This is a genomic window from Nocardia sp. CA-135953 (assembly GCF_050955735.1).
Classification (GTDB): domain Bacteria; phylum Actinomycetota; class Actinomycetes; order Mycobacteriales; family Mycobacteriaceae; genus Nocardia.
Genome location: NZ_CP192082.1, coordinates 3,149,893 through 3,172,272 on the forward strand (window position 1 = coordinate 3,149,893; position 22,380 = coordinate 3,172,272).

The following is a 22,380-nucleotide window of genomic DNA, read 5'->3' on the forward strand; positions in this document are numbered from 1 at the left end:
TTCACTCCGCGGGCGGGAAGATACCCGGCAGTGTCATGGCATATTCGAGGTCGGCGCGGGTGCCGAGCGTGGTGAGCAGCACGCGGATCATGGTGAGCCGTCCGGCGGCAACGGTTTCCGCGTCCGGCTCGGCGCCGGGCGCGGCACCCGCCGAAATGCGATAGACCACGTACTCGCAAACATGCAGGGCCGCATCGAGATCCAGTGGCGAGGGGACCGGGCGGCCCAATTCGGTGAACGTTTCGCGCACCAGCGCGCGGATATCGTCCAGTGCCCGTTCACGATAGGCCGATACCGGCGAGGCCGGATCGTGTAGTTCGGCGAACAACGGCCGCAGCATCGCACCGTGGCCGCGGGCCCAGCCGAGATAGGCATCGATGAGTCGAATGCCGAGTTCGACCGGCTCGTCGGGACCGGTCAGTGCCGTGCGAATGCCGTCGACAAGGCCGTCGTTGGATGCCTCGAGTGCGACGTGCAGCGGTTCGGTGGCATTGCCGAAGTAGCGGTAGAAGGTGGGGCGGGCCAGTCCGGCCTGTTCGATGATCTGGGCGACGCTGAGTCCGCGCGAACCGCCGCGGGTGAATACCGCCGCGGTGGCGAGCACGATGCGGGCGCGGACCTCCTCGGCCTGCTCCTGGGTCTGCGGTGGTCGGCCCCGGCGGGCCGCGCCGTTCGTCTGGGAAGCGTCAGTGGACATGGTGATGCCTCACAACTCGAAGCCTGACCCGTCTGTGTGCCACATCTGACAGCTTGACACGAGGCGCGGCACCCGCATTAATCTAACACTAGTGTTCAGAAAATAGCCGAACCCGGCTTGTCGCCTCGTCCAGCGCAGGCGCCCGACCCAGGAGAGGGCCGACAATGACGACCGCCCGCCAGCTGACCGAACCGACGGCCCTGCCCGCGGCCCTGGTGCAACCCCTGCTAGATCGTGCGATCGCGGGCGCTGCTCCCGCGGTCGAGGTCTTCGCACCCGCGACCGGGCGCAAGATCGCGGACCTGCCGCAGTCTTCGACCGGCGATATCGAGACCGCCTTCGCGACCGCGCGCACCGCGCAGCAAGAATGGGCGCGGCGCTCGGTCCGTGCGCGGGTCGCGGTGCTGCGGAAATTCCACGACATCGTGCTGGCCGAACAAGACATCATCCTCGATATCGTGCAGACCGAGACCGGCAAGTCCCGAGCGCATGCTTTCGACGAGGTCGGGGATGTGGCGATCAATGCCAGGTACTACGCGTCGGTCGCGAACAAGCTGTTGGCCACCCGCAAGCCGCGTGGTGTGCTGCCGGTATTGACCCAGGTCGATGTGCGGCATCGGCCCAAGGGCGTGGTCGCGGTGATCTCGCCGTGGAACTATCCGCTGGCGCTGGCCGTCTCCGACGCCCTGCCCGCGTTGGTCGCCGGAAATGCCGTGGTCGCGCGGCCGGACAACCAGACCGCACTGACCGTACTGTGGGCCATCGATGCCGCCGAGCGCGCCGGGCTGCCGCGCGGACTCTGGCAGGCGGTGCTCGGCCGTGGTTCGGTGATCGGCGGTGAGGTGATCGCGCGCGCCGATTATGTCGACTACACCGGGTCCAGCGCGACCGGTCGGACCATCGCGCAGCAGGCCGGGGAGCGGTTGATCGGCTATTCGCTCGAACTCGGCGGGAAGAACCCGCTGCTGGTGTTCGCCGATGCGGATGTCTCCAGGGCGGCCAAGATCGCGATTCGGGCCTGCTTCGCCTCGGCGGGGCAGCTGTGCGAGTCGATGGAGCGAATCTATGTGCACGACAAGGTCTATGACCAGTTCGTCGGCGAATTCATCGAGCATGTGCGGGCGATCGAAGTGGGCGGTGCGCTCGATTACGCCAGTGATATGGGGTCTTTGACGTTCCAGCGCCAATTGGACACCGTCAGTGCGCATGTCGACGATGCCGTCGCGAAGGGTGCGCAGGTGCTGGCGGGCGGTAAGGCGCGTCCCGATCTCGGACCGTACTTCTACGAGCCGACAGTGCTGACCGGCGTGCGGCCCGGGATGACGGTGTATCGCGAGGAGACCTTCGGCCCGGTGGTTTCGATCTATCGGGTCGGCAGCGACGACGAGGCGGTCGAACAGGCCAACGACACCGCATACGGCCTCAATGCGAGTGTCTGGACCAAGGATGTCGATCGAGGTCGTCGGGTAGCCGCGCGCATCAATGCGGGTTCGGTGAATGTGAACGAGGGCTTCATCGCGGCCTGGGGCAGTGCGGACGCGCCATCGGGTGGGCTCGGCATGTCGGGTACCGGGCGTCGGCACGGGCCGGAGGGCTTGTTGAAGTACATCGACACCCAGACGATCGCGGTGCAGCGGATGCTCCCGATCGCACCGCTGCCCGGCATGTCCGAGGAACTGTGGGCCAAGACCATGACGCTGTATTTCGGCGTCATGAAGGCGCTGCGCCAAAAGTAATTGCGCCAAAAGGCATTTCACGACGAAGTCAAGATGAGGACGAATGAAACTGGACACGGTATCCGATAAGAAGGTCCTGGTCACGGGTGCGGCAATGGGCCTGGGCAAGCTGTTCGCCGAGCGGGCGGTGCGTGAGGGTGCGGCCGCGGTGGTGCTGTGGGATATCAACGAAACCGCGCTGAAGGAGACCGCGGTCGAGTTGTCCGGTCGCGGCGTCGCCATCCATCACTATGTGGTCGATGTGTCCGCGCAGGACGCCATCGGCGAGGCAGCGGCGGCGGTGCGCGCCGACGTCGGCGATATCGACATCCTGATCAACAATGCGGGCATTGTGCGCGGCAACAGCTACTTCTGGGAGACCACCGATCGCGCCGATATCGATAAAACGATGTCGATCAATTCCCTTGCGCCGATGTATATCACGCTCGAATTCCTGCCCGCGATGGTGCGCGGTACGGGCACGGCGCGCGTGATGACCATCGCGTCATCGGCTGGTCTGGTTTCCAATCCGCGCATGAGCGTGTACGCGGCCTCGAAGTGGGCGGCGCTGGGCTGGTCGGATTCGGTGCGCATCGAGCTGGAACAGGCCGGCCACGACCATGTGCGGATCACCACGGTCTGTCCGACCTACATCAATACCGGAATGTTCGATGGCGCAAAGGGTTTCCTGTTCACGCCGATTCTCGAACAGGACGATGTCGTCGACACCTCGTGGCGCGAAATGAAAGCGGGGACTGCGCTGGTGATCCTGCCGTGGACATCCCGGCTCAACAAGGCGATCTCCGGTCTGCTGCCGATCAAACTGCGCGATCTGTTCCTGAATTCGGTTGGCGTGTACCACTCGATGGACGAGTTCGCCGGTCGCGAGAAGTAGCGGTCTCAGAACGCGTGTCGGCGGCGCATGGTGATCTGAATCATATGTCCGGCTTGGTGCCGATGACGACGGTGGAGTAGAGCTCGTCGGATTCGGCGATGCGGCCGGTGAAGCCGTGGGCGGCGAGAATGGTGATCGAGGGCCTGGCCTGGGCTTCGGTGGATTCGACCAGCAGGTGGCCGCCCGGCGCGAGCCAGGTATGGGCGGCGGTGACGACGCGGCGGAAGATATCCAGGCCGTCGGGTCCGCCGTCGAGGGCGGTGCGTGGTTCGTAATCGCGTGCCTCCGGCGGCATCCTGGCGATCATCTCCGATGGCACGTACGGGGTGTTGGCGAGCAGGATATTGATTCGGCCGCACAATTCACGGGGGAGCGGCTCGAAAAGGTCGCCTGCGTAGACGGGTGCGCCGATCGGGGTGAGGTTGCGGCGGGCGCATTCGACTGCCGCGGGTTCGATATCGGTGGCGGCGAGTTCTATCGGGCGGCCTTCGGTGGCAAGAGTGTGTGCCAGCGCGAGACCCAATGCGCCTGAGCCGCAACATATATCGACGACGACAGCGTGCGCGGGCATGGCGCGGGCGAGTTCGGCGGCCTCGTCGACGAGGAAGGCGGTGCGCTGGCGCGGTACGAAGACCCCCGGCGCGACCGCTACGCGGATGCCGTGGAATTCGGTCCAGCCCAGCAGGTATTCCAGCGGTGTTCCGGAAACCCGTTGTGCGACCAGGTCGCTGAGATCGGCACCGGTCTCCGCCGCCGCGGCGATGAGCAACCGCGCCTCGTCCTCGGCGAATACACAGCCCGCCGCGCGCAGTTGCGCGACCACATATCCGGTTGATGTCATTGGGATATCGTGCCGTGTGGACGGGGTGCGATGGGTCCGAGCGTGCACATTTGCGCGAGTTATGCCGTTTTCAGCACGCTCGGACCCATCGCGTTCAGCGTGCGGTCGCGAGCTGGAACGTCCGCGTCGCGTCCAGGTAGATGCCGCGCTGCGCCTGCCTGGCAGGCGGCGGCAACTGCGATACCAACTGCTCGAGTGAGGTGGTCGCCCCGACCACCTGAGTGCCCGCGACAATGAAGTCGGCGACCGCGCGCCGGATGTGGTTCGGCGAGGTCACCACGACCGCGCTGTTCGCGCCGAGATTGCGTAGCATCTCGGTGCTGAACAGTGCGTTCTGCACTGTCGATCCGGCTCGGCTCTCGACATTGATCCGGGATGCGGGCAGCCCAGTGCCGACCAGCCAGGCCCGCATGGCCTCGGCCTCGGTGATCCCGTTCTGTGGGTTTCCGCCGGTGACGACGATCGGTGAAAGTGGTGAGGCAACCGCCTGCAACCACGCCGCGGTCAGCCGGTTCACCAGTTCGGGGCGCAGCGAACCGTCCGGGAGCAGGCCGTAGCCGAGCACCACGATTCCGGTCCGCGGTCCGACGATCGAGGGCAGCGGATTCGGCAGGGTGGCGACCGCGGCGCCGATTGCGCCGAGCACATTATTGGTCCCCTGTGCCATTGCCGGGTCGACGGCATTGAGGCGGACCAGTGCATCGACCATGGCGGGCAGATCATTGGCGTAATGCGACCAGATCGCCTGCAGCGAAAGGGCCTCGGCATCGGCCGGGTCGGCGGCGATCAGCTGTCGGAGTTCGGCGCGGCCGGCGGTATCGTCGCCGTCGGTGAAGGCGCGCTGGGCGGAGTTGTACAGGGCGTCGGTTTCCGGCGCCGCGATGGCGGGTGCGCTCGATAGTCCGGTGATGGTCGCGGCCGCGAACGCGGTAGCGACCCATAGTTTCCAATGCCTCGAGATCTTCACTACAGTCGACACCTTTCCACGCGTGAAACGGGGTTTCGGTAGGTCAGCTGACAGTTAGCCATTGGCAAGCACAACCACGATACGACTGGTAACAGCCATAGTCGGGTAATTGCCACGCTTCGCTTCCGGCGTCTTGGCGAACCGGGCGGCGCGCGGGGTGCCCGCCGAAACCGGCCGTGCGGTGCAGCCGATAAGGTGTGACAACGTGGATACCGTTTCGCTGTCCGGCAAGGAACTCGCCGCCGCCATCAACGCCGACACCAAGCAGCGCGCCGCCGCGCTCACCGCGAGCGGAACCGCGCCGCGCCTGGCCCTGATCGTGGCCAATGACGATCCGGCCAGCGCGTGGTACGTGAACTCGCTGCGCAAGGCTGCCGAACGTCTCGGAATCGCCTGCGACACCATCGAACTCGGTGCCGACGCGAGCATCGAGCGGATCCGCGACGAACTCACCGCCCGCAGCGTGGACACCGCTATCGACGCGATCATGCTGCAGACCCCGCTGCCCGCCGGTGTCACCCTCGACGATGTCAGCTCCGCCATCGCCGCAGGCAAGGACGTCGACGGCGTCAGTCCGCTCTCGCTCGGCCTGCTCGCCTCCGGCCTCGCCGGCTTCGTCCCCGCCACCTCCGAGGCCGTCGTCGAACTACTGAAGCATCACGAAATCTCGCTCGCCGGACGGCATGTCGCCGTCGTCGGCCGCTCCAATATCGTCGGCAAGCCCCTTGCTCAACTCCTGCTCGCCGAAAACGCCACCGTCACCATCTGCCATTCCCGCACCACCGACCTCCCCGCCGTCACCTCCGCCGCCGATATCGTGGTAGCCGCCGCCGGCCGCATCGGCCTGGTCACCGGCAAACACATTCGCGAGGGCGCCACCGTCATCGACGTGGGCACCAACGAAGCTCCCGATGGCAAAATCGTCGGCGACGTGGCCGCGGAAACCGTCCGCGGCAAGGCCGCCGCCCTCAGCCCGGTGCCAGGCGGCATCGGCCCGGTAACCACCGCCCTCCTCATGCGCCACGTAGTAACCGCCGCCGAATACACCCACTCCGCCTGAGTTATCGGCTTCGGATTCTCGAGTAGCGGATGCCGAACCAATCGAACAGCGCGGCTTCGGGTAGAGCCGGTTGATGGTTACGCCGGTGGTTGGTTTACGGTCGGATCGGCTCATGTGACGCAGTCGGATTCAGTGCAACGGTGTGCGCTTCGTCATCGAGCCGCTGGGATCAATTGGACAGGTTCCAGGTGCGCAGCCGTCCCTCGGCATCCCCGCTGATCACGGTGCCCGATGAGGTGACGGTCGGCGCACGGACGGGTGCGGGCGCACGTACACTCCCGACAGCTCCGCCGTTCGTATCCCAGACCCCGATGGCGCTGCGCGCCACCGATATGCAGCCGCGCGGGAAGGAATTCGGCGATCCTGCTGAACAGCATATCCGCCGGCGCCGGGTCGTCGCGGACCAGCCGGTCATTGTTGCGATAAGATTCCGGATAGTGCGCGCCGGTCGGTGCGAAGCCCGAATCTGTTGCCGTACCGATAATTTCGGCGCATTCGGGGGCGTCGAACACTCCGCGCAACAGGAAGTAGGTCCGTCTCCGGCGGCAATGCCGGTCTGCACCTACGCAATCGGACCGGCGGGCAAGTCCAACATGTCCCAATTCAGCCTCGGGGCCGCGGGGAAGTCAACGAGATGTTCGTCCCAGTGGATTCGCCGACCGAGGCCCCCGAATCGAGTGCGGCGAGTAATTCGCGAAGCGTTGTGCGCTGCTCGGCGCTCAGGCCGGCGAAGACCTCCTCGGCTGCCGCACGGCGGGCAGCGGCCATCTGGGAGAGCGCGGCTCGGCCGGACTCGGTCAGCGTCACCAGGGTCGAGCGGCGGTTGGTCGGGTCGGGCGCGCGCGAGACCAGCCCCGCGGTTTCGAGCGCATCGACGACGGTGGTTGCCGATCGCGGCACGATGCCGAGGTGGTCGGCGATTGCCGCCATCCGCAGTGGCTCGTCGTGGTGGCCGAAAATGCGGAGAGCACGGGCCTGACCTGGGGTAATGCCCAGGGGAGCGAGCCGCGCGACCTGGTTGCGGCGGATGCGTTTCGCGGTGCGCAGGAACAGCTCGGGGAGATCGGGATCGAGCGCGGTAGCCATTTGTTGAGCATAACTCATTGTTTTGGGAACAATTATGAGTCATGCTCAGTTTCATGACGTAGTCCACGGAAAGGAGGGGCCTATGCAGCCCCCACATCAACTCCGCCGGATCATCCGGCTGTTTCGCCCGTATCGCGCGCGCCTGGCGCTCGTCGCCGCGCTCGTCGGTTTGTCGTCACTGGTGGCGCTGGCATCGCCGTTCATGCTGCGCGGCATACTCGATGATGCCCTGCCGCACGGCCGCACCGGTCTGCTGACCGCCCTCGCCGCAGGCATGGTCGCGGTCGCCGCGCTCACCAGTATCTTCGGCGTGCTCCAGACCTATATTTCCACCGCGGTCGGTCAAGAGGTCATGCACGATCTGCGCTCCACGGTGTATGCGCAGTTACAGCGAATGCCGTTGTCGTTCTTCACGACCACCCGCACCGGCGAAGTGCAATCGCGGATCGCCAACGATATCGGCGGCATGCAATCGACGGTCACCTCGACCGCGACCTCACTGGTCTCGAACTTCACCACCGTGATCGCCTCGGTGATCGCCATGATCGCCCTCGACTGGCGGCTCACCTCGGTCTCGCTGATCATGCTGCCGTTCTTCGTCTGGATCAGCCGCCGCGTCGGCGACGAACGCAGGAAGATCACCGCACAGCGGCAGCAGAAATTGGCGGGCATGTCGGCGATCGTGGAGGAATCGCTCTCGGTGAGCGGCATTCTGCTCGGGCGCACGATGGGCCGATCGCCCGCGTTGGTCGATGATTTCGCGCGGGAGTCACGCGGGCTGGTGGACCTGGAGATCCGATCCGGCATGGCCGGACGGTGGCGGCAGTCGACGATTCAGATCGTCATGGCGGCGATGCCCGCGATCGTCTACTGGGCGGCTGGATTGACCGTGGCAGCCGGACATCCGCTGGTCTCGATCGGCACCTTGGTTGCCTTCACGACCTTGCAGACGAGCCTGCTGCGGCCGATGGTGCAGTTGTTGAACACCGGTGTGGAGGTGCAGAGTTCCATGTCGCTGTTCAGCCGAATCTTCGAATACCTGGATCTGAGGCCGGATATCGAGGAACCGACAACGCCGGTGCCGGTACCGGATTCGGGTGTCAAGGGCGAGGTCCGCTTCGAGCACGTCGGCTTCAGCTATGGATCCGGAACACGGGATGTGTTGCAGGACATCGACATCTGCGTGCCCGCCGGATCCAGTCTGGCGATTGTCGGCGAAACCGGTTCGGGCAAAACCACACTCGGCTACCTGGTGGCGCGACTCTACGATGTGACATCCGGACGGGTCGAGATCGACGGAATCGATGTGCGGGACTTGTCCTTTGCCGATCTCGCCGCCGCCGTCGGTGTGGTCTCGCAGGAGACCTACCTGTTCCACGCATCGGTCGCGGACAATCTACGCTTCGCCAAACCCGATGCGACCGACGAGGAGTTGTACGCCGCGGCGCGGGCCGCGCAGATCCACGACCATATCGCGAGCCTGCCCGACGGCTACGACACGCTGGTCGGCGAGCGCGGCTATCGGTTCTCCGGCGGCGAGAAGCAGCGTCTGGCGGTGGCGCGAGTGATCCTGCGCAATCCGCCGATCCTGGTGCTCGACGAGGCCACCAGTGCTCTGGACAACCGGACCGAGCAGGAGGTGCAGGCCGCCATCGATGCGCTGTCCGAAGGCCGGACCACCATCACCATCGCGCACCGGCTCTCCACCATTCGCGACGCCGACCAGATCGTCGTACTCGACCGCGGCCAGATCATCGAACGCGGCACCCACCGCGAGCTCATGGGCTCCGATGGCCGCTACGCCGCCCTGGCCTCCGGCGGCGACTTCCTCCAAGCTGCCTGACGCGTTCAGACGGGTCTCGGGGCGGTTGCCGCACGCGTGTCGAATTCGTCACGGGCGGTAAGTATTTCGCTGTGGTGCTGCACGGACCAGACTCTCATCGCGTGGCTGAGCTCGCCGAGGCTGGCCCCGAGATCGGTCAGCGAGTACTCCACGCGCGGCGGGACGGTGGGGTAGACGGCGCGGTGGACCAGTCCGTCGCGCTCCAGGTTGCTCAGGATGCGTTCTGGGTGATGCCATCGAGCCGACGGCGCAGATCGTTGAAGCGCACCGGCCCGCCCGCCATGCGCAGCACGCCGTGGAATTCGCCAGTGTGCGGGTCAGGCCGCGCCGATTGCGGTGATAAGGGTCTGGTTGCCCACGCGTGCAGTCGTGACGACCTGGGGTTTGTAGGTGGTCGATGTCGCATCGGGTCGATGCTCGGTCACTTGCACCAGGTACTGGCCGACGAAAACTCCCGGTGTAATGCTGATGCAGTGCGTGGTGCCGGCCGGAATGCCATCGATGCCCTGTTGAATCGTCCCGGCGGAGGAAACGGATGCGTTGGGCGCCACGAACTCTCGGGTCGCAACACCGGATCGGGTGACGTAATAGGCGTACTGGAACGCGAATATGACAGCTGGTCCGGAATCCAGCCCGCCCGCTCCGTTGCCGGTAATGGTGTCCCCGACCCGCTCGGCCGGGCACTGTGCCGCGGATGTGGATTCGGAGACCGCGACCTGGCTGGGCGTGGACGAGGCCACCGTCGCCGGTTGCGGTCCCGGTCGAATCTGCACGAACGCCACCACGAGTAGTCCGGCCGCCGCGACCGACCCGACCAGCACCGGCATCCACCGGCGCTTCGAGCGATTCCGACCGGACCGATCGACCATCGCAGCCAAGGCATCCTCATGCCGGAAGTAGTCCGGCGCAGGCGGTTTCGACTCCGCGGGAAGGTCCTCGACCCATTCGGACCAGTCGCTTCCGTAGTCGAGCTCATACTGCGCGGATTCCCCGTCCGCTGCCTGAATCGGGTTGTGCCGCGCCAGGTCGTGCTCGTATCGGTCCGGTGCGTAGTGGTTCGGATCTTGCCGACTGTGTTCTGTGTCGAAAGTCCCTGGGTGAATCGGGTTCTGGCGCATGGGGTCTCGCTGAACCGGCGCGCGCTGGTCCATCTCTTGGGCGACAGGTGCATACCAATTCGGATCTTGCGGGGGATGCGGACGCGGCACGGCAGGCGCAGGAGAGCTCGGGTTCCGGTTGACGGGCACCTGACGGATCGGTTCCGGCAACGTCAGTGAGCCTTGCGCGCCGTCCTGCACAGTCGGCGCTTGGCCTATCGAGACATGCGGAACCGGGGGCTGACGCGGGGGACCTTCCTGGATCGGAATCCGCGGTATCGGTCCGGTTTGCCTCGGGCCCTGGGGAATCGGGCCCCGGGGAATCGGAGCCTGGGGAATCGGAGCCTGGGGAATCGGAGCCCGGGGAATCGGAGCCCGGGGAATCGGATCCTGGCCCCCGGCGACTAGTTGACCGCGAATGCGCCGGAACGGGTCCGTATTCGTCGGCGCACGGTCGACCGGAACTCGGGGCAGCGGTCCGGATTGCGTTGCGGCGCGGTCGATCGGCACGCGGCGTAGTGGACCGGTGTCGACGGGTGCGCCGTCGATCGGGATCCGCGGAATCGGCCCGGTCGGCGCGTTGTCCTCCGTGAAGCCGATCCGGTGGAACGGGTTCGGCGGGTTCGGCGGCTGGTATGTCCTCGGCGCACCGAGCGGCGGTTGTGGTGCAGCGCCCGGCTGCGGGCCTGAATTCGCCCGCGAGGTCATATCCGGTCGATCCATCGCCCCACCTTCATCAGGTCATACGATCACGTGTGTCCCGCAGTTGTATCAACCTCGGCAGGATACTGCCAGGTTTGCTGCCCGTGATGAAATTGGGGGAGGTGTCGCGAAGGAAAACGGATCGTTTACGGCTCACCAGTGCACGGTGACCGGATCGCCGACGCCGACGGTCTCGTAGTACCAGGCGGCGTCATCGGGAGCCAGGTTGATGCAGCCGTGGCTGACATTGGCATAGCCCTGCGAATCCACCGACCACGGTGCGGAGTGCACGAAAACGCCACCCCACGTGAGGCGTTCGGCGTACTCGCCATTGATGACGTAGCCCTCGGGCGAGCTCAGTGGGATCCCGATGGTGCGCGAGTCGAAGACGACCGAACGGAACTTTTCCAGCACCGGGAAGGTACCTGTCGGTGTCTCGTAGCCGGGCTTGCCCATGGATGCGGGCACCGACCGCGCGAGGGCACCGCCGACGCTTACGGTGAAGGTATGCGCCGACATATCGGCGTCGGCCACCACGCCCGCATTGGTGCGGAACTCCGTGCGCGCGTTACCGACCTGTACCGAGATCGGCGCCAGGGCCGGTAGGAAACTCGTTGGCGTCCAAGTCAATTCACGATCACTAGCCCAGGAGAAAACGCCTGGCAGTGGGTCGGTGGCTCGGATATCGACCAGTCGTTCGGCTCGGTCGCGGTTGGCGACCGGATTGGCGAATCGAATCGTCACAGGTGCCGCGATGCCGACTTCCTGGCCTGCCGACGGGGCGATCGTCGCGACCGCGTCGGCGTTGGGTTCGATAATCGTAGTGGCGAATGCCGTTCCGGATCCGAAGGCCGCCAAGGCGACGACCGTGGTCGCGAGGAACAGGTATCTGAGTGCGCTCCGCATTGTCCACCCCTTCACGCTGGTGTGGGACGCAGAAATCCATTCTAGGACTTCATGATCAACTCGACGTACCGGTTCTGTAACGGCCGTCCGAGTCCACAGGTTTCAATATAGGGGCGACATACCCGGCACAACACCGAACAAACGATCCGACTGTTCGGTCGAATTCAGCCGCGCACGGCGTGCAATACGTCGGTGTGCAGTGCGTCCGCGCGGGCGGTGATCTCGTCGATGCGGATCAGCACCGTGGCGAACTTATCGCCCTGTTCGGCGCTGAGTGAGCGGACGTTGATCTCGATATTGAGCTGCGAGCTGGTGGCCGCGGCCCGCGCCGCATCGGCGGCGGCGCCGATATCGGTGACCACATTGGGATTGCCGATCGGCAGCAGTTCGGTGGCGAGTGAGAGGACCTCGTCGGCCTCGTCGACGACCGCGGCGGGCACTCGGGCGGCCTCGAGCAGCGCGGCGGTAATGGCATCGCTGCGCGCGGCGGCCAGCTCGGAGGAGTCCTTCGGCAACTTGTAGGCGTTGCCGACGGCGGTGAACGCCGCGGCATCGGCATCGGCCAGGGCCAGTGCGCGCTCGCGGGCCGCATCGGCCGCCTCGATGATCCGGTCGATGACCGGCCGGTGCTCGGCATCCTTGGCCCGGGTGGTGTAGCGCGCGACCATCGCGACCAGTGCGGCGCCCTGTGCGGCGTGCAGCGCTGCGACGGCGCCGCCACCTGGTGCGGGTACCTTCGCGGCCAGGTCGGTCAGGTACTGCGCGAGGGTGGCCTCAGCGAAGGCGGGCTGCGACACGGCGGGTGGCCTTTCGTTTTCCTGCGACGACAGTGGAGAACTACGGCGAATACGGTACCGCTCGCGCCGGGGTGGCCGGTGCGCGGCCGGTGCGTAGCTGCGGTTAGGTTGAGTGCTATGCGGATCGGATTGAGCATCAACTACTCGAGCGGCTTCAAAGAGGCGGCCGCCGAGGTGGCCGACCTCGAAAAGGCTGGACTCGACATCGTGTTCGTGCCGGAGGCCTACTCGTTCGACGCCGTGAGCGCGCTCGGATATCTGGCGGCCAAGACCACTCGGCTGCAGCTGGCCTCGGGCATCCTGCAGATCTACACTCGGACGCCCAGCCTGACCGCCATGACCGCCGCCGGCCTGGACTTCGTCTCCGACGGTCGCTACGTACTCGGCCTCGGCGCATCGGGACCGCAGGTCATCGAGGGCTTCCACGGCGTCCCCTATGACGCACCCATCGGACGCACCAGAGAATTGGTGGAGATCTGCCGTAAGGTATGGCGTCGCGAGCGGCTGGAATATCAGGGCAAGTACTACCAGATCCCGCTGCCCGCCGACCGGGGCACCGGCCTGGGCAAGCCGCTCAAGCTGATCAATCATCCGGTGCGTGAACGCATTCCGGTGCTGCTGGCCGCGCTGGGCCCGAAGAATGTGGAGCTGGCCGCGGAGATTGCCGAGGGCTGGCAGCCGATCTTCTTCGTACCGGAGAAAGCCAAGGAAGTCTGGGGCGAATCGCTGGACGCCGGTCTGGCCAAGCGTGATCCGGTCCTCGGCGAGCTGGACGTCTACGCCGGGCCGGCGCTGGCCATCGGCGAGAATGTCACGCCGCTACTGGAATTCGTGAAACCGCATCTGGCGCTCTATATCGGCGGCATGGGCGCCAAGGGCAAAAACTTCTATCACACACTCGCCACCAAGTACGGCTACGGCGCCGAGGCGGACCGCATCCAGGAGCTGTATCTGGCGGGCAAGAAGGAAGAGGCCGTCAAGGTGGTCCCGGACGATCTGGTGCGGGATATCTCGCTGGTCGGTCCGGCCGGATTCGTGAAGGAGCGGATCGCCGCATTCCGTGCGGCGGGTGTCACGGTGCTGAATGTGGCGCCGATGGCCGCGACCCCGGCCGAGCGGGTCAAGCTGATCGAGCAGCTGCGCGAACTCTGTGTCTGATGGCAGCGCCTTCGGCGCTGCGTGTTCCCGGCCCGGCATGTCAGCATCGCGTAGCGATTCGATGAGGGATGGTGGTCGGGCGACGGGTGGGCCTCGCGGCCGAGCAGTCGAGACTTGCGACTTCGTCGCATGCGCTTCGACCGCTCGGCCGCGAGAATTGGCCGCGAACGTCGCTCGTAAGACAGTGGTGGTGACAGTGGTGGTGGGGGATCGGAAAGGTTCCGGTTGAAATCAGGCCGTGCTACCGGAGTGCGGCCAGCGCCTCGGCCAGGGTGGTGTGCAATGCGAACACCTGGTCCAGACTCGTCATCTTGAGCTGTCGGCTGGTGGCCGGACCGTCCGCGACCACCACGATGGTCGTCGTGTCGCCTGCCCGCTGATGCGCCGCGACCAGAGTCGCCATACCCGCCGAGGCGAGGAAGCTGACGCCGGTCAGGTCGATGATCAGGACCGCCGGTTTGCCGGTGAGGATGGCCTCGATGGTGTTCTCCAGCGCTGGCGCGGTCGCCAGATCGACCTCGCCGGAAACCGTGAGCACGGTCGCGCCATCGTGTGCCTCGACTGTGGTGGTCATCGTGTCCGCCAGGGGATACGCGTCTCCGGAGTTGTTTGTCACATCATCACAATCTGCCATGAACCCGCCTTTCGCGCTGCATTCCTCAGCCAGAAACCTGGCGGTTCGTGCCACGCAGTGGGTTCGCTACGGGGGATTTGATCGCGGGCAACGTTACCGACATGCGGACGCGGGTGCCCAGCCCGCTGTGGTCTATCTCCAATTCTTCCGTCAAAGCCCGCATCATGTCGATGCCGCGTCCGCGCGGCCCCGGATCGGCGGAGCGTGGTTTCCACGTTCCGGTGTCGGCGACCAGAATGACGACCTTTTGGGTATCACATTCGGCGGTCAATTCGACGAATCCAGGATCGGTGGTGGCCGCCGCGGCGCTGGTCGCACGGCCGAGCAGTTCGGCCGTGGAGCTGATCGCGCGGGTGACCGGGCCGCCGCCGTTGCGGTAGGCATGTTCCATGCTGTTACTACAGGCCTCGTTGGCCGCGGCGATCAGATCGGAGGCGAGGTCGTGCGGTACCGCGGCGGCGGCGAGCCAAGCCTTGAGCCGCTTGCGCATGGCCGAGAGCTGATCCGCATTGGCCGGAATCGCCAGCCGCAGCGGTGCCGGATGTTGCCGGTATACGACCATGGCGACGTCATCGTCGTAGCCCGCGGCCGGACGCAGCCGGGAGAGCACGGCATCGGCGACCTCACGCGGCAGCTTGCCCGCGGTATCGGCGAGCACGCCCGAGATCTTCGCGAAACTGTCATCGATGTCGACGCCGCGCTGTTCGACCAGGCCGTCGGTGAACAGCACCAGCGTCGAACCCGGTGTGAGCGCCGTGGTGGCCTCGGGACGCCGTGGCGTATCGAAAGTAGCCAGCGGTACCGCACGCCCGCCCTCGAGCAATCGGCCCGGCTGGCCGACATCGGCCAGAATCGGCGGCATATGTCCGGCGCTGCTATAGCGGACCAGTCCGCGCACCGGGTCGAGGACCGCGGCGCAGACCGTCGTGCACATCGCGCCGGGAATCCGTCCCGCGACGGTGTCGAGCTCCGCGAGCAACTGCGCCGGGCCCGCGCCGCGCAGCAGGAGAGCCCGTGCGGCCGTACGCAATTGGCCCATCACAACGGCCGCGGACAGCCCACGTCCGACACAGTCGCCGACCACGACGCCGATGGTGCCGTCGCGCAGCGGAACCACGTCGTACCAGTCGCCGCCGATCTCCAACGGCGGCAGCGCAGGCTCGTAATGCACCGAGAACCGGGGCGGCAGTTCGATCGGACCGAGCATGGCGCGCTGCAGCGTCAGCGAGGTCGAGCGCGCCTGATCGAAGTTGCGCGCTCGCTGCACCGCCAGACTCAGATGTCCGATGAGCAGCGAGAACAGTGTCCAGTCGGCGGCGCTGATGGCGCGCGGCGCGGCGAAGCGCAGCCACAGTGCGGCATCACCGGTCTCACCGAGCGGTGCGACGATGCCCTCGGAACTCTCGATGCCCTCCGGAATCGCGAACAGACTGCGCGCCGGACGGCGGCGAGCCCGATCCAGTAGCGCCCGCGCACGGGCATCGAGCACCGAGCCCTCCGGAACACCCTCGGCCCCGGAGACATACGTCTCCGGTCCGGTATTGCGGTTGGGCCACACCATCACCACCGCGGTTTCCGCGCCGACGGTGCGTCGCAGTTCGTCCAGCCCGACGGCGAGCACCTCGACCACGCTCGTCGCCGCACCGACCGCGGTGGCCAGTCGAGACGCGGCCTGATCGCGGGCCTGTGCGTCGTGTTCGGCGGTGACATCGCGGATGGTGCCGACGAAGATCTGCTCGTACTTCTCCGGTTCGACCATCGCGCTGGTGCTCACCGCTAGCCAGACCGTGCGGCCGTCGCGATGTTTGACCGGAATCACGAAGCGCTGTGCCTCGCTACCGAGATCGGGATAGCGCGGCCCCTCCGGCGTCGACCACGGATGCGGCAGCGGGAACGGAAGTTCCGACGCTCCGTAGCCGGTCAGCGCGCCGAAGGCGGAGTTGACCTCGATGATGGTGCCGCGCGCGTCGGCCACGAAGAAGCCGTCCTGCAGCGACTCCACCAGGGCGGTGCGGAAGGCGTCGCGTCCCGCGAGATCGTCGATGCGCGAACGCTGTTGTTCGGCGCGGCGGGTGCCATCGATATAGCCGCGGGTGGCGATGTCCAGGGCAGCGAGAGTCTGCAGCAGGAATTCCAGTGCGGTCTCGGCGTGTTTGGCGTCCGCGGTGCTCGATTCCGCGGCTTGTACAACGCGGTAATGGTTTTCGGTGAGATCGAGCAGGCTGATGCCCTCGATGAGGGCGCGGCGGCCGAGTTCGTAGCCCTCACCGAGACTTGCCTGCGTCGGTGAGTTCAGATGCCGCCGTAGCGCATCCGAGTAGGCGTCGAGAAATGCGGCCAGTGCCGCGCTCATGTCTCCGCCTCGCCGGCACTCGGCTCCGCCATGACCGCGATGGCGGCTGCGCCTTTTGTTCGCTCGCTCCGCTGCATTCCGTTCACGCTGATGCCTCCAGTACGCCGCCTCGGTGGCGGGCCGCGAGCACCAATGCGTCGTCGGTGTCCTTGGCATGCCTGGCCAGGATTTCGGCGGTGATCTCGGCGGTGGATTTGGCCGGATCGATGCCGCTGTCAGCGGATTCGGTGACGATGCCGTCGGTCGACATCAGCAGCAGATCGCCCGGACGCACCGGAATGGTCTGCACCTGCAGGTTCTGAGGTAGCCGATAGCCGACAATGCCACCGGTCATCAGGACCGTCGCGCGCATGGCGAGCCCGACCGGACCCGCCGTCAGAATCCGGCAATCGACATTGCCGACGCCGAGCCAGTGCACGGTATCGGATGCGCCGAACAGCGCCAAAGACACTGCCGCACCTCGGGTATCGGCCATGGCCCGATGACACAGCACCATCAGCACGTCCAGCGGTTCGGCGCGGTTCTCCGAGAGCACCTGCGCTGCGCGATCGGCGGCGTCCGCGGCCGCCGCACCGTGGCCCAGCCCGTCCAGGACGGCGAAGAGCACCGCGCCGCCGCCCGCGTCGAGGACCACTCCGCGATCACCGGAGACTCGCTGACCGGGCAGGGCACGGCCGGCCACCGCCCACTCGATCCGGCCGATGATCCCGTCCTCATGCACCGTTGGGTACCCACTTCCACATCTCCACCAACGTGCCGCGTCCGGGTGGGGATTCGACGGTGAGCCGGTCCATCAGCCGGCGGGCGCCGGGTAGGCCGAGTCCGAGACCACGGCCGGTGGAGTACCCGTCGTCGAGTGCGCGGGCGATATCACGGATGCCGGGCCCTCGGTCCGAGGCCTGGACGACCAGGGCTTGCCGGCCCTCCCGGTCATCGACCAGCAAACGTATTTCACCACTGCCCGCATAACTGGTGATGTTGCGGGCGATCTCGGAGATGGCCGTCGAGATCATGGTCATATCTGTCAGCGAAAAACCGAGCTTGGCCGCCAGCTCACGTCCGGCTTGACGTGCGATCACGATGTCACCCGACACCTTGATCGCGATCACCAAGTTCTCAGCGGCCACTGTCACGACCATCTCGCTGGCGGCGGGCCGGAGTCTTGCGGTTCAGCCACGCCAAGCCCTCTTCCAGGTCGAGGGCGGTGTGCATGCCCTCGAAGGTGAGGCCCAGCTGCACCATGGCGAACGCGACTTCGGGTTGTAGTCCGACGATGACCGTTTCGGCACCGCGGAGCTGCGTCATGTGCGCGATGGTCCGGAGCGATCTCGCCGCGAACGAATCCATCACATCGATCGCGGTGACGTCCACGATGATCCCGTGTGCTCGGTATCTGCTGACCTGCTTCATCAGGTCGTCCTGGAGACGCTCGGTATCCGCGTCGGTCAAGGCTGACTGGACCGACGCGATTAAATAGGTGCCTTGTTTGAGGATCGGAACCGGCATAGGTGGGCCCGATCAGCGCCCATCGCGCTCGGTGAGCATTCGATCCGTGACTCGGGTCACCTCGTAGCCGAGTAAGCGTTCGGCCTCTTCGATACCTCCCTGGAGGTCGCCGACCGCGTTCATCTTGGACAGATCGAGGCCGATGGTCACCAGGGTGAGGGCAATCTCGGAGGACAGGCCGGTGATGATCACATTGGCGCCCATCAGGCCTGATGCGTCGACGGTCTGCACCAGGTGGTTGGCCACCGTGGAGTCGATTTCGGGTACACCGGTGATGTCGATGACGACCACCTTCGCGCGATTTGCGCGGATGGCGCGCAGTAGCTGTTCGGTGAGCTGACGGGCACGCTGCGAGTCGAGCACGCCGATGATCGGCAGGATGAGCAGCTGTTCACGCACCTGTAGCACCGGGGTGGACAGCTCGCGAATGGCTTCCTGCTGCTGGCGGATGACCCGCTCGCGCTCCTGCACGAAGGAGATGGCCACGGTGCTCGCGATGCGGTTCGCGGCGGGCTCGTAGGCATCTAGTACCGCGTTCAGTAATTCGAAATCGGCCTGGTATTTCTCGAACAACGAGCGGGCCAGCACGTCACGCAGGAGCAGCACGATGCCGAGGACCTCGTCGGTGTCGACGCCTCTCGGAATGATGCGCTCGGACAGATCGCGTGCGTAGGCCTGCAGCGCCTCGACGCTACCGGTCACGAGCACCTCGACGTAGTTGTCGTACATGGAGGTCGCCTCGGAGAAGATTTCCTCCGGGGTCATCGCGGTCAGCAGCTGGGCCTCGGTGATGCGCCTCGCCCACTCCTCACGCAGCCCGGTTCGGTTCTGCCGCAGGTGTTCGACCAGCTGCGGAAGCAGGTTGTCGACCGGTCCTACGGGCAGGGAATCCGCCGAAAGGCTCATGGACACCTCGGACATGGAAATTCCAGCCCCTTTCGACGGGATTGTCGGGATAGTCGTGCATTCGGCTGCGCGCCGATACCGAGCCTAGTCATACCCCATCCCGGTCGCCGGTGAAACCTGCCGTTAGCTCGATGGTAGATCCGCATTCTCGCTCGGCGGCGCGAATCCGCGTGCCAGCGCCGCGAGCGCCTCGTCGAGATAAACCGTGAGGTCGGCATCGGCGCGGGTAAGCCAGGCATCGAAGGCAGCGCGCGCCGCGGCCAGGGTGGTGCGGCCGACCGCCAGTGCGACCAGGTTGTCCTGCGGTACGCCGAGTCGGCGTGCGGCGAACGCGCTCACGGCCCGCTCCCAGGCGTCGTAGTGTGCGCCCGCGGTGGCGGCCATCGCCGGATCACCGCCGACGAGCTGCATGCGAACGCGTAGTTCGGGCACGTCTTCGGCGCGATATCGGTTGGCGTTCACTACAACTCGGCGTACAGCAGTCATCATCGGCACCTCGTCGGGTACGGTGGCGAAGGCCGCGCGCAGCGCCTCGACCTCGGCGTCGAACTGATACCAGAGCACTTCCGCCTTGGTGGGGAAGTAACGGAAGAAGGTGCGCCCGCTGATACCCGCGGCCGCGGCGATCTGCTCGACGGTGGTTTCGTCGAAGCCCTGTTCGGTGAACAGTCGCATGGCGATCAGTTCGAGTTCGCGCTTGGTTGTGCCGCGTGGACGGCCCCGCACCTTGGCATCTGTCACGGTTGTCGATTATGGGCGTCGATCGCCGGATCTTGATTATGTCAGTGACTGACGATAATCTCGCGGCATGGTGGAAAGTGTCGCGGAACACACCGTGGCCGCACGACTGACCTGGCCGGAGTCCGGGGCGCGCGCGGCTACGGGCGCGATGCTTGCCGTGCCGGTGGGAGCGACCGAACAGCACGGACCGCATCTGCCGCTGTCCACCGACACCGATATCGCGGTGGCATTGTGCGTGCGGCTGGCCGAGTTGCGGTCGGATGTGCTCATCGCACCGGCGATTCCGTATGGCGCCAGCGGTGAGCACGCGGGTTTCGCGGGCACGCTGTCCATCGGACGGGCCGCGCTGGAGTTGCTGATCGTCGAGTTGTGCCGTTCGGCCACAGATACTTTCGACCGCATAGTGCTCGTCAACGGGCACGGCGGCAATCTGGAGCCCCTGCGCAAAGCGGAGGCGTTGCTGCGTACCGAATCCCGGGACGTGCGGGTGTTCATGCCGCGCTATCCGGGTGATCCGCATGCGGGCCGCGCCGAGACCTCGATGCAATTGGCGCTGCGCCCGGATGCGGTGCGGACCGAACTCGCCGTCGCAGGTGATACGAGGCCGCTCGCCGAACTCTTGCCGCTGCTGCGCGCCGGGGGTGTGCGCGCGGTGAGCGCCGACGGTGTGCTCGGCGACCCAACGGGCGCCAATGCCGACGAAGGCACTGCACTGCTCACCCAACTGGCCACTGACCTGGATGAACAGATCCGGCTGTGGTGGCCGGTGGCTTCCCCGAAAGGATCCCTCACGTGAACCCCTGGTTCGAAACCGTTGCCGAGGCGCAGCGGCGGGCAAAGAAACGACTGCCGAAGTCGGTGTACGGCGCACTGATCGCCGGATCCGAGCGCGGCCAGACCGTCGACGAAAATCAGCAGGCCTTCACCGAACTCGGCTTCGCACCGCACTGCGCGGGCCCGATCGGTGATCGTGACCAGTCGACAACCGTACTGGGACAGCAGCTCTCGATGCCGGTGCTGATCTCACCGACCGGCGTGCAGGCGGTGCACCCGGACGGCGAAGTGGCCGTGGCCCGTGCGGCGGCGGCACGCGGGCTCGCGATGGGGCTCAGTTCCTTCGCGAGCAAGTCCATCGAGGAGGTCATCGCGGCGAATCCGGCGACATTCTTCCAGCTGTACTGGTGCGGTTCGAAAGATGAGATCCTGCAGCGGATGTCGCGCGCCAAGGCGGCGGGCGCGGTCGGTCTGATCCTGACCCTGGACTGGTCCTTCTCACACGGGCGCGACTGGGGCAGCCCGGTGATCCCGGAGAAACTGGATTTCAAGACCATGCTGACATTCGCGCCGCAGACCCTGGCGCGGCCGCGCTGGCTCGCGACTTATGTTCGCTCCGGCCGTATTCCGGATCTCACCACACCGAATATGGCCGTCGGCGGCGGTCCGGCGCCCGGCTTCTTCGGTGCCTACGGAGAGTGGATGGGCACTCCCGCACCGGATTGGGCGGATGTGGCGTGGATCTGCGAACAGTGGGACGGGCCGGTCATGCTCAAGGGCGTGATGCGCGTCGATGATGCCTTGCGCGCGGTCGATGCCGGTGTCGCGGCCATCTCGGTATCCAATCACGGCGGGAACAATCTGGACGGTACGCCTGCCGCGATTCGGGCGCTGCCGGTGGTGGCCGACGCGGTCGGATCACAGATCGAGGTGGTGCTCGACGGCGGCATCCGCCGCGGTAGCGATGTGGTGAAGGCGGTCGCGCTGGGAGCGCGCGCGGTCATGATCGGGCGAGCCTACCTGTGGGGCCTCGCCGCGAATGGGCAGGCCGGTGTCGAGAATGTGCTCGACATTCTGCGTGGCGGTATCGATTCGGCGCTGCTTGGACTGCGCAAGACCAGCATCGGCGATCTCGATCGGGGCGATCTGGTGGTGCCGGACGGGTTCGAGCGGGCATTGGGAGTGCCGGACCCGGCCGTGCAGTCGGCTTGACCCGGCGGATTATTCGGTAGCCGCGGCTCTTCGATGATGGGCGAGCAGCGTGTCGTAGATATCGGCGAGGGCGGCCAATTGCTGGCGGTCGAGTACGTCGACCATATGTTTGCGCACGCTCTGCACATGTGCGGGCGCGGCGGTGGCCAGCACCTCGGCGCCGCGCGGGGTGAGCCGCGCGGCGGTGCGGCGGGCGTCGTCCGGAATCGGTTCCCTGGCGACCAGCGCGCGCTTCTCCATGCGGGTGATCTGATGGGACAGCCTGCTCTGCGACCATTCGAGTTGGGCGGCGAGATCGGCGAAGGTGAGTCGATGATCCGGTGCGTCGGCCAGGTAGGCCAGCACCGAGTATTCGACGTAGGTGAGGTTCGACTCGCGGGATGAGTCGCGCCCGACCGCGGCGGCGATGAGGTCCCTGGTGCGCACATATCCCACCCATGCGCGCATTTCGATGTCATCGAGCCAATGGGGATCGGTCACGAGAGCGCTC

The 22,380-nt window shown here is 66.1% G+C and carries 24 protein-coding genes; 7 read left to right on the top strand and 17 right to left on the bottom strand.

Annotation, left to right across the window (positions count from 1 at the left end; all coding sequences use genetic code 11):
• Window position 1: 1 nt before the first annotated feature.
• Window positions 2–697 (bottom strand): TetR/AcrR family transcriptional regulator, encoded by a 696-nt coding sequence (locus tag ACQPXH_RS14445; RefSeq protein ID WP_433602855.1) that lies wholly within the window; start codon window positions 695–697, stop codon window positions 2–4.
• A gap of 164 nt (window positions 698–861) precedes the next feature.
• Between ACQPXH_RS14445 and ACQPXH_RS14450 the strand changes: the two genes are divergently transcribed.
• Window positions 862–2,433, top strand: coding sequence for a succinic semialdehyde dehydrogenase (locus tag ACQPXH_RS14450; RefSeq protein ID WP_433602856.1), 1,572 nt, complete (start codon window positions 862–864; stop codon window positions 2,431–2,433).
• Window positions 2,434–2,476: 43 nt separating this feature from the next.
• Window positions 2,477–3,307, top strand: coding sequence for an SDR family oxidoreductase (locus ACQPXH_RS14455; RefSeq protein WP_433602857.1), 831 nt, complete (start codon window positions 2,477–2,479; stop codon window positions 3,305–3,307).
• Window positions 3,308–3,347: 40 nt separating this feature from the next.
• On the opposite strand, the gene ACQPXH_RS14460 is transcribed toward ACQPXH_RS14455, so the two are convergent.
• Complete coding sequence (locus tag ACQPXH_RS14460) at window positions 3,348–4,148, bottom strand: putative protein N(5)-glutamine methyltransferase (RefSeq protein WP_433602858.1); 801 nt, start codon at window positions 4,146–4,148, stop codon at window positions 3,348–3,350.
• Between the two features lie 94 nt (window positions 4,149–4,242).
• Window positions 4,243–5,127: a YdcF family protein gene (locus ACQPXH_RS14465; protein WP_433602859.1), complete on the bottom strand. Its 885-nt coding sequence runs from the start codon at window positions 5,125–5,127 to the stop codon at window positions 4,243–4,245.
• A 193-nt stretch (window positions 5,128–5,320) separates the two neighbouring features.
• Here ACQPXH_RS14465 and ACQPXH_RS14470 point away from each other — a divergent pair, with 193 nt between their 5' ends.
• Complete coding sequence (locus tag ACQPXH_RS14470) at window positions 5,321–6,175, top strand: bifunctional 5,10-methylenetetrahydrofolate dehydrogenase/5,10-methenyltetrahydrofolate cyclohydrolase (RefSeq protein ID WP_433602860.1); 855 nt, start codon at window positions 5,321–5,323, stop codon at window positions 6,173–6,175.
• A 169-nt stretch (window positions 6,176–6,344) separates the two neighbouring features.
• Here the strand turns inward: ACQPXH_RS14470 and ACQPXH_RS14475 are convergent, their stop codons facing one another.
• Window positions 6,345–6,503, bottom strand: coding sequence for a hypothetical protein (locus tag ACQPXH_RS14475; RefSeq protein ID WP_433602861.1), 159 nt, complete (start codon window positions 6,501–6,503; stop codon window positions 6,345–6,347).
• A 275-nt stretch (window positions 6,504–6,778) separates the two neighbouring features.
• The gene (locus ACQPXH_RS14480) at window positions 6,779–7,261 is read right to left on the bottom strand and encodes a MarR family winged helix-turn-helix transcriptional regulator (RefSeq protein WP_433602862.1); all 483 of its coding nucleotides are present in this window, start codon (window positions 7,259–7,261) and stop codon (window positions 6,779–6,781) included.
• Between the two features lie 82 nt (window positions 7,262–7,343).
• On the opposite strand from ACQPXH_RS14480, the gene ACQPXH_RS14485 reads away from it, so the two are divergent.
• The gene (locus tag ACQPXH_RS14485; protein ID WP_433602863.1) at window positions 7,344–9,104 is read left to right on the top strand and encodes an ABC transporter ATP-binding protein; all 1,761 of its coding nucleotides are present in this window, start codon (window positions 7,344–7,346) and stop codon (window positions 9,102–9,104) included.
• A gap of 5 nt (window positions 9,105–9,109) precedes the next feature.
• On the opposite strand, the gene ACQPXH_RS14490 is transcribed toward ACQPXH_RS14485, so the two are convergent.
• From ACQPXH_RS14490 to ACQPXH_RS14505, 4 genes are all read right to left on the bottom strand, one after another.
• On the bottom strand, window positions 9,110–9,406 hold the full coding sequence (locus ACQPXH_RS14490) for a winged helix-turn-helix transcriptional regulator (protein WP_433603453.1): 297 nt from the start codon (window positions 9,404–9,406) through the stop codon (window positions 9,110–9,112).
• Between the two features lie 15 nt (window positions 9,407–9,421).
• A complete protein-coding gene (locus ACQPXH_RS14495; RefSeq protein WP_433602864.1) occupies window positions 9,422–10,222 on the bottom strand; it encodes a hypothetical protein in 801 nt (266 codons plus the stop codon).
• Between the two features lie 834 nt (window positions 10,223–11,056).
• Complete coding sequence (locus tag ACQPXH_RS14500; RefSeq protein WP_433602865.1) at window positions 11,057–11,809, bottom strand: L,D-transpeptidase; 753 nt, start codon at window positions 11,807–11,809, stop codon at window positions 11,057–11,059.
• Between the two features lie 164 nt (window positions 11,810–11,973).
• On the bottom strand, window positions 11,974–12,606 hold the full coding sequence (locus ACQPXH_RS14505; protein WP_433602866.1) for a cyclodeaminase/cyclohydrolase family protein: 633 nt from the start codon (window positions 12,604–12,606) through the stop codon (window positions 11,974–11,976).
• A gap of 117 nt (window positions 12,607–12,723) precedes the next feature.
• Between ACQPXH_RS14505 and ACQPXH_RS14510 the strand changes: the two genes are divergently transcribed.
• On the top strand, window positions 12,724–13,764 hold the full coding sequence (locus tag ACQPXH_RS14510) for an LLM class F420-dependent oxidoreductase (protein WP_433602867.1): 1,041 nt from the start codon (window positions 12,724–12,726) through the stop codon (window positions 13,762–13,764).
• A 241-nt stretch (window positions 13,765–14,005) separates the two neighbouring features.
• Here the strand turns inward: ACQPXH_RS14510 and ACQPXH_RS14515 are convergent, their stop codons facing one another.
• The 7 genes from ACQPXH_RS14515 to mftR form a co-directional block, all read right to left on the bottom strand.
• Window positions 14,006–14,338 (bottom strand): STAS domain-containing protein, encoded by a 333-nt coding sequence (locus ACQPXH_RS14515; protein WP_063037258.1) that lies wholly within the window; start codon window positions 14,336–14,338, stop codon window positions 14,006–14,008.
• Between the two features lie 85 nt (window positions 14,339–14,423).
• Complete coding sequence (locus ACQPXH_RS14520) at window positions 14,424–16,751, bottom strand: SpoIIE family protein phosphatase (protein WP_433602868.1); 2,328 nt, start codon at window positions 16,749–16,751, stop codon at window positions 14,424–14,426.
• A gap of 82 nt (window positions 16,752–16,833) precedes the next feature.
• Window positions 16,834–17,472, bottom strand: a complete 639-nt coding sequence (locus ACQPXH_RS14525) for a SpoIIE family protein phosphatase (protein ID WP_433602869.1) — start codon at window positions 17,470–17,472, stop codon at window positions 16,834–16,836.
• A complete protein-coding gene (locus ACQPXH_RS14530) occupies window positions 17,465–17,890 on the bottom strand; it encodes an ATP-binding protein (protein WP_357475559.1) in 426 nt (141 codons plus the stop codon). Before ACQPXH_RS14530 ends, ACQPXH_RS14525 begins: the two co-directional genes overlap by 8 nt.
• Window positions 17,868–18,257: an STAS domain-containing protein gene (locus tag ACQPXH_RS14535; RefSeq protein WP_357475560.1), complete on the bottom strand. Its 390-nt coding sequence runs from the start codon at window positions 18,255–18,257 to the stop codon at window positions 17,868–17,870. The genes ACQPXH_RS14530 and ACQPXH_RS14535 overlap by 23 nt, the downstream gene beginning before the upstream one ends.
• Window positions 18,258–18,269: 12 nt before the next feature.
• Entirely contained in the window at window positions 18,270–19,178 is a 909-nt protein-coding gene (locus ACQPXH_RS14540; protein WP_357475561.1) for an STAS domain-containing protein, read from the bottom strand.
• Window positions 19,179–19,286: 108 nt separating this feature from the next.
• Window positions 19,287–19,904 (bottom strand): mycofactocin system transcriptional regulator, encoded by a 618-nt coding sequence (mftR, locus tag ACQPXH_RS14545; RefSeq protein ID WP_433602870.1) that lies wholly within the window; start codon window positions 19,902–19,904, stop codon window positions 19,287–19,289.
• Window positions 19,905–19,971: 67 nt separating this feature from the next.
• Between mftR and mftE the strand changes: the two genes are divergently transcribed.
• Window positions 19,972–20,700 (top strand): mycofactocin biosynthesis peptidyl-dipeptidase MftE, encoded by a 729-nt coding sequence (gene mftE / locus ACQPXH_RS14550; protein WP_433602871.1) that lies wholly within the window; start codon window positions 19,972–19,974, stop codon window positions 20,698–20,700.
• Complete coding sequence (gene mftD / locus ACQPXH_RS14555; protein ID WP_433602872.1) at window positions 20,697–21,890, top strand: pre-mycofactocin synthase MftD; 1,194 nt, start codon at window positions 20,697–20,699, stop codon at window positions 21,888–21,890. Before mftE ends, mftD begins: the two co-directional genes overlap by 4 nt.
• Before the next feature lie 9 nt (window positions 21,891–21,899).
• Here mftD and ACQPXH_RS14560 read toward each other — a convergent pair whose 3' ends face one another.
• On the bottom strand, window positions 21,900–22,370 hold the full coding sequence (locus ACQPXH_RS14560) for a MarR family winged helix-turn-helix transcriptional regulator (protein ID WP_433602873.1): 471 nt from the start codon (window positions 22,368–22,370) through the stop codon (window positions 21,900–21,902).
• Window positions 22,371–22,380 lie beyond the last annotated feature (10 nt).

What these genes read in the sequence shown, in the direction of transcription:
- ACQPXH_RS14480 (WP_433602862.1), bottom strand. Translation starts at nt 7,261, where the DNA reads ATGGCTACCGCGCTCGATCCCGATCTCCCCGAGCTGTTCCTGCGCACC.
- ACQPXH_RS14510 (WP_433602867.1), top strand. Translation starts at nt 12,724, where the DNA reads ATGCGGATCGGATTGAGCATCAACTACTCGAGCGGCTTCAAAGAGGCG.
- ACQPXH_RS14460 (WP_433602858.1), bottom strand. Translation starts at nt 4,148, where the DNA reads ATGACATCAACCGGATATGTGGTCGCGCAACTGCGCGCGGCGGGCTGT.
- ACQPXH_RS14455 (WP_433602857.1), top strand. Translation starts at nt 2,477, where the DNA reads ATGAAACTGGACACGGTATCCGATAAGAAGGTCCTGGTCACGGGTGCG.
- ACQPXH_RS14540 (WP_357475561.1), bottom strand. Translation starts at nt 19,178, where the DNA reads ATGTCCGAGGTGTCCATGAGCCTTTCGGCGGATTCCCTGCCCGTAGGA.
- ACQPXH_RS14515 (WP_063037258.1), bottom strand. Translation starts at nt 14,338, where the DNA reads ATGACCACCACAGTCGAGGCACACGATGGCGCGACCGTGCTCACGGTT.
- ACQPXH_RS14520 (WP_433602868.1), bottom strand. Translation starts at nt 16,751, where the DNA reads ATGAGCGCGGCACTGGCCGCATTTCTCGACGCCTACTCGGATGCGCTA.
- ACQPXH_RS14495 (WP_433602864.1), bottom strand. Translation starts at nt 10,222, where the DNA reads ATGCGCCAGAACCCGATTCACCCAGGGACTTTCGACACAGAACACAGT.
- ACQPXH_RS14530 (WP_357475559.1), bottom strand. Translation starts at nt 17,890, where the DNA reads ATGGTCGTGACAGTGGCCGCTGAGAACTTGGTGATCGCGATCAAGGTG.
- ACQPXH_RS14450 (WP_433602856.1), top strand. Translation starts at nt 862, where the DNA reads ATGACGACCGCCCGCCAGCTGACCGAACCGACGGCCCTGCCCGCGGCC.
- ACQPXH_RS14445 (WP_433602855.1), bottom strand. Translation starts at nt 697, where the DNA reads ATGTCCACTGACGCTTCCCAGACGAACGGCGCGGCCCGCCGGGGCCGA.
- ACQPXH_RS14500 (WP_433602865.1), bottom strand. Translation starts at nt 11,809, where the DNA reads ATGCGGAGCGCACTCAGATACCTGTTCCTCGCGACCACGGTCGTCGCC.
- ACQPXH_RS14485 (WP_433602863.1), top strand. Translation starts at nt 7,344, where the DNA reads ATGCAGCCCCCACATCAACTCCGCCGGATCATCCGGCTGTTTCGCCCG.
- ACQPXH_RS14535 (WP_357475560.1), bottom strand. Translation starts at nt 18,257, where the DNA reads ATGCCGGTTCCGATCCTCAAACAAGGCACCTATTTAATCGCGTCGGTC.
- mftE (WP_433602871.1), top strand. Translation starts at nt 19,972, where the DNA reads ATGGTGGAAAGTGTCGCGGAACACACCGTGGCCGCACGACTGACCTGG.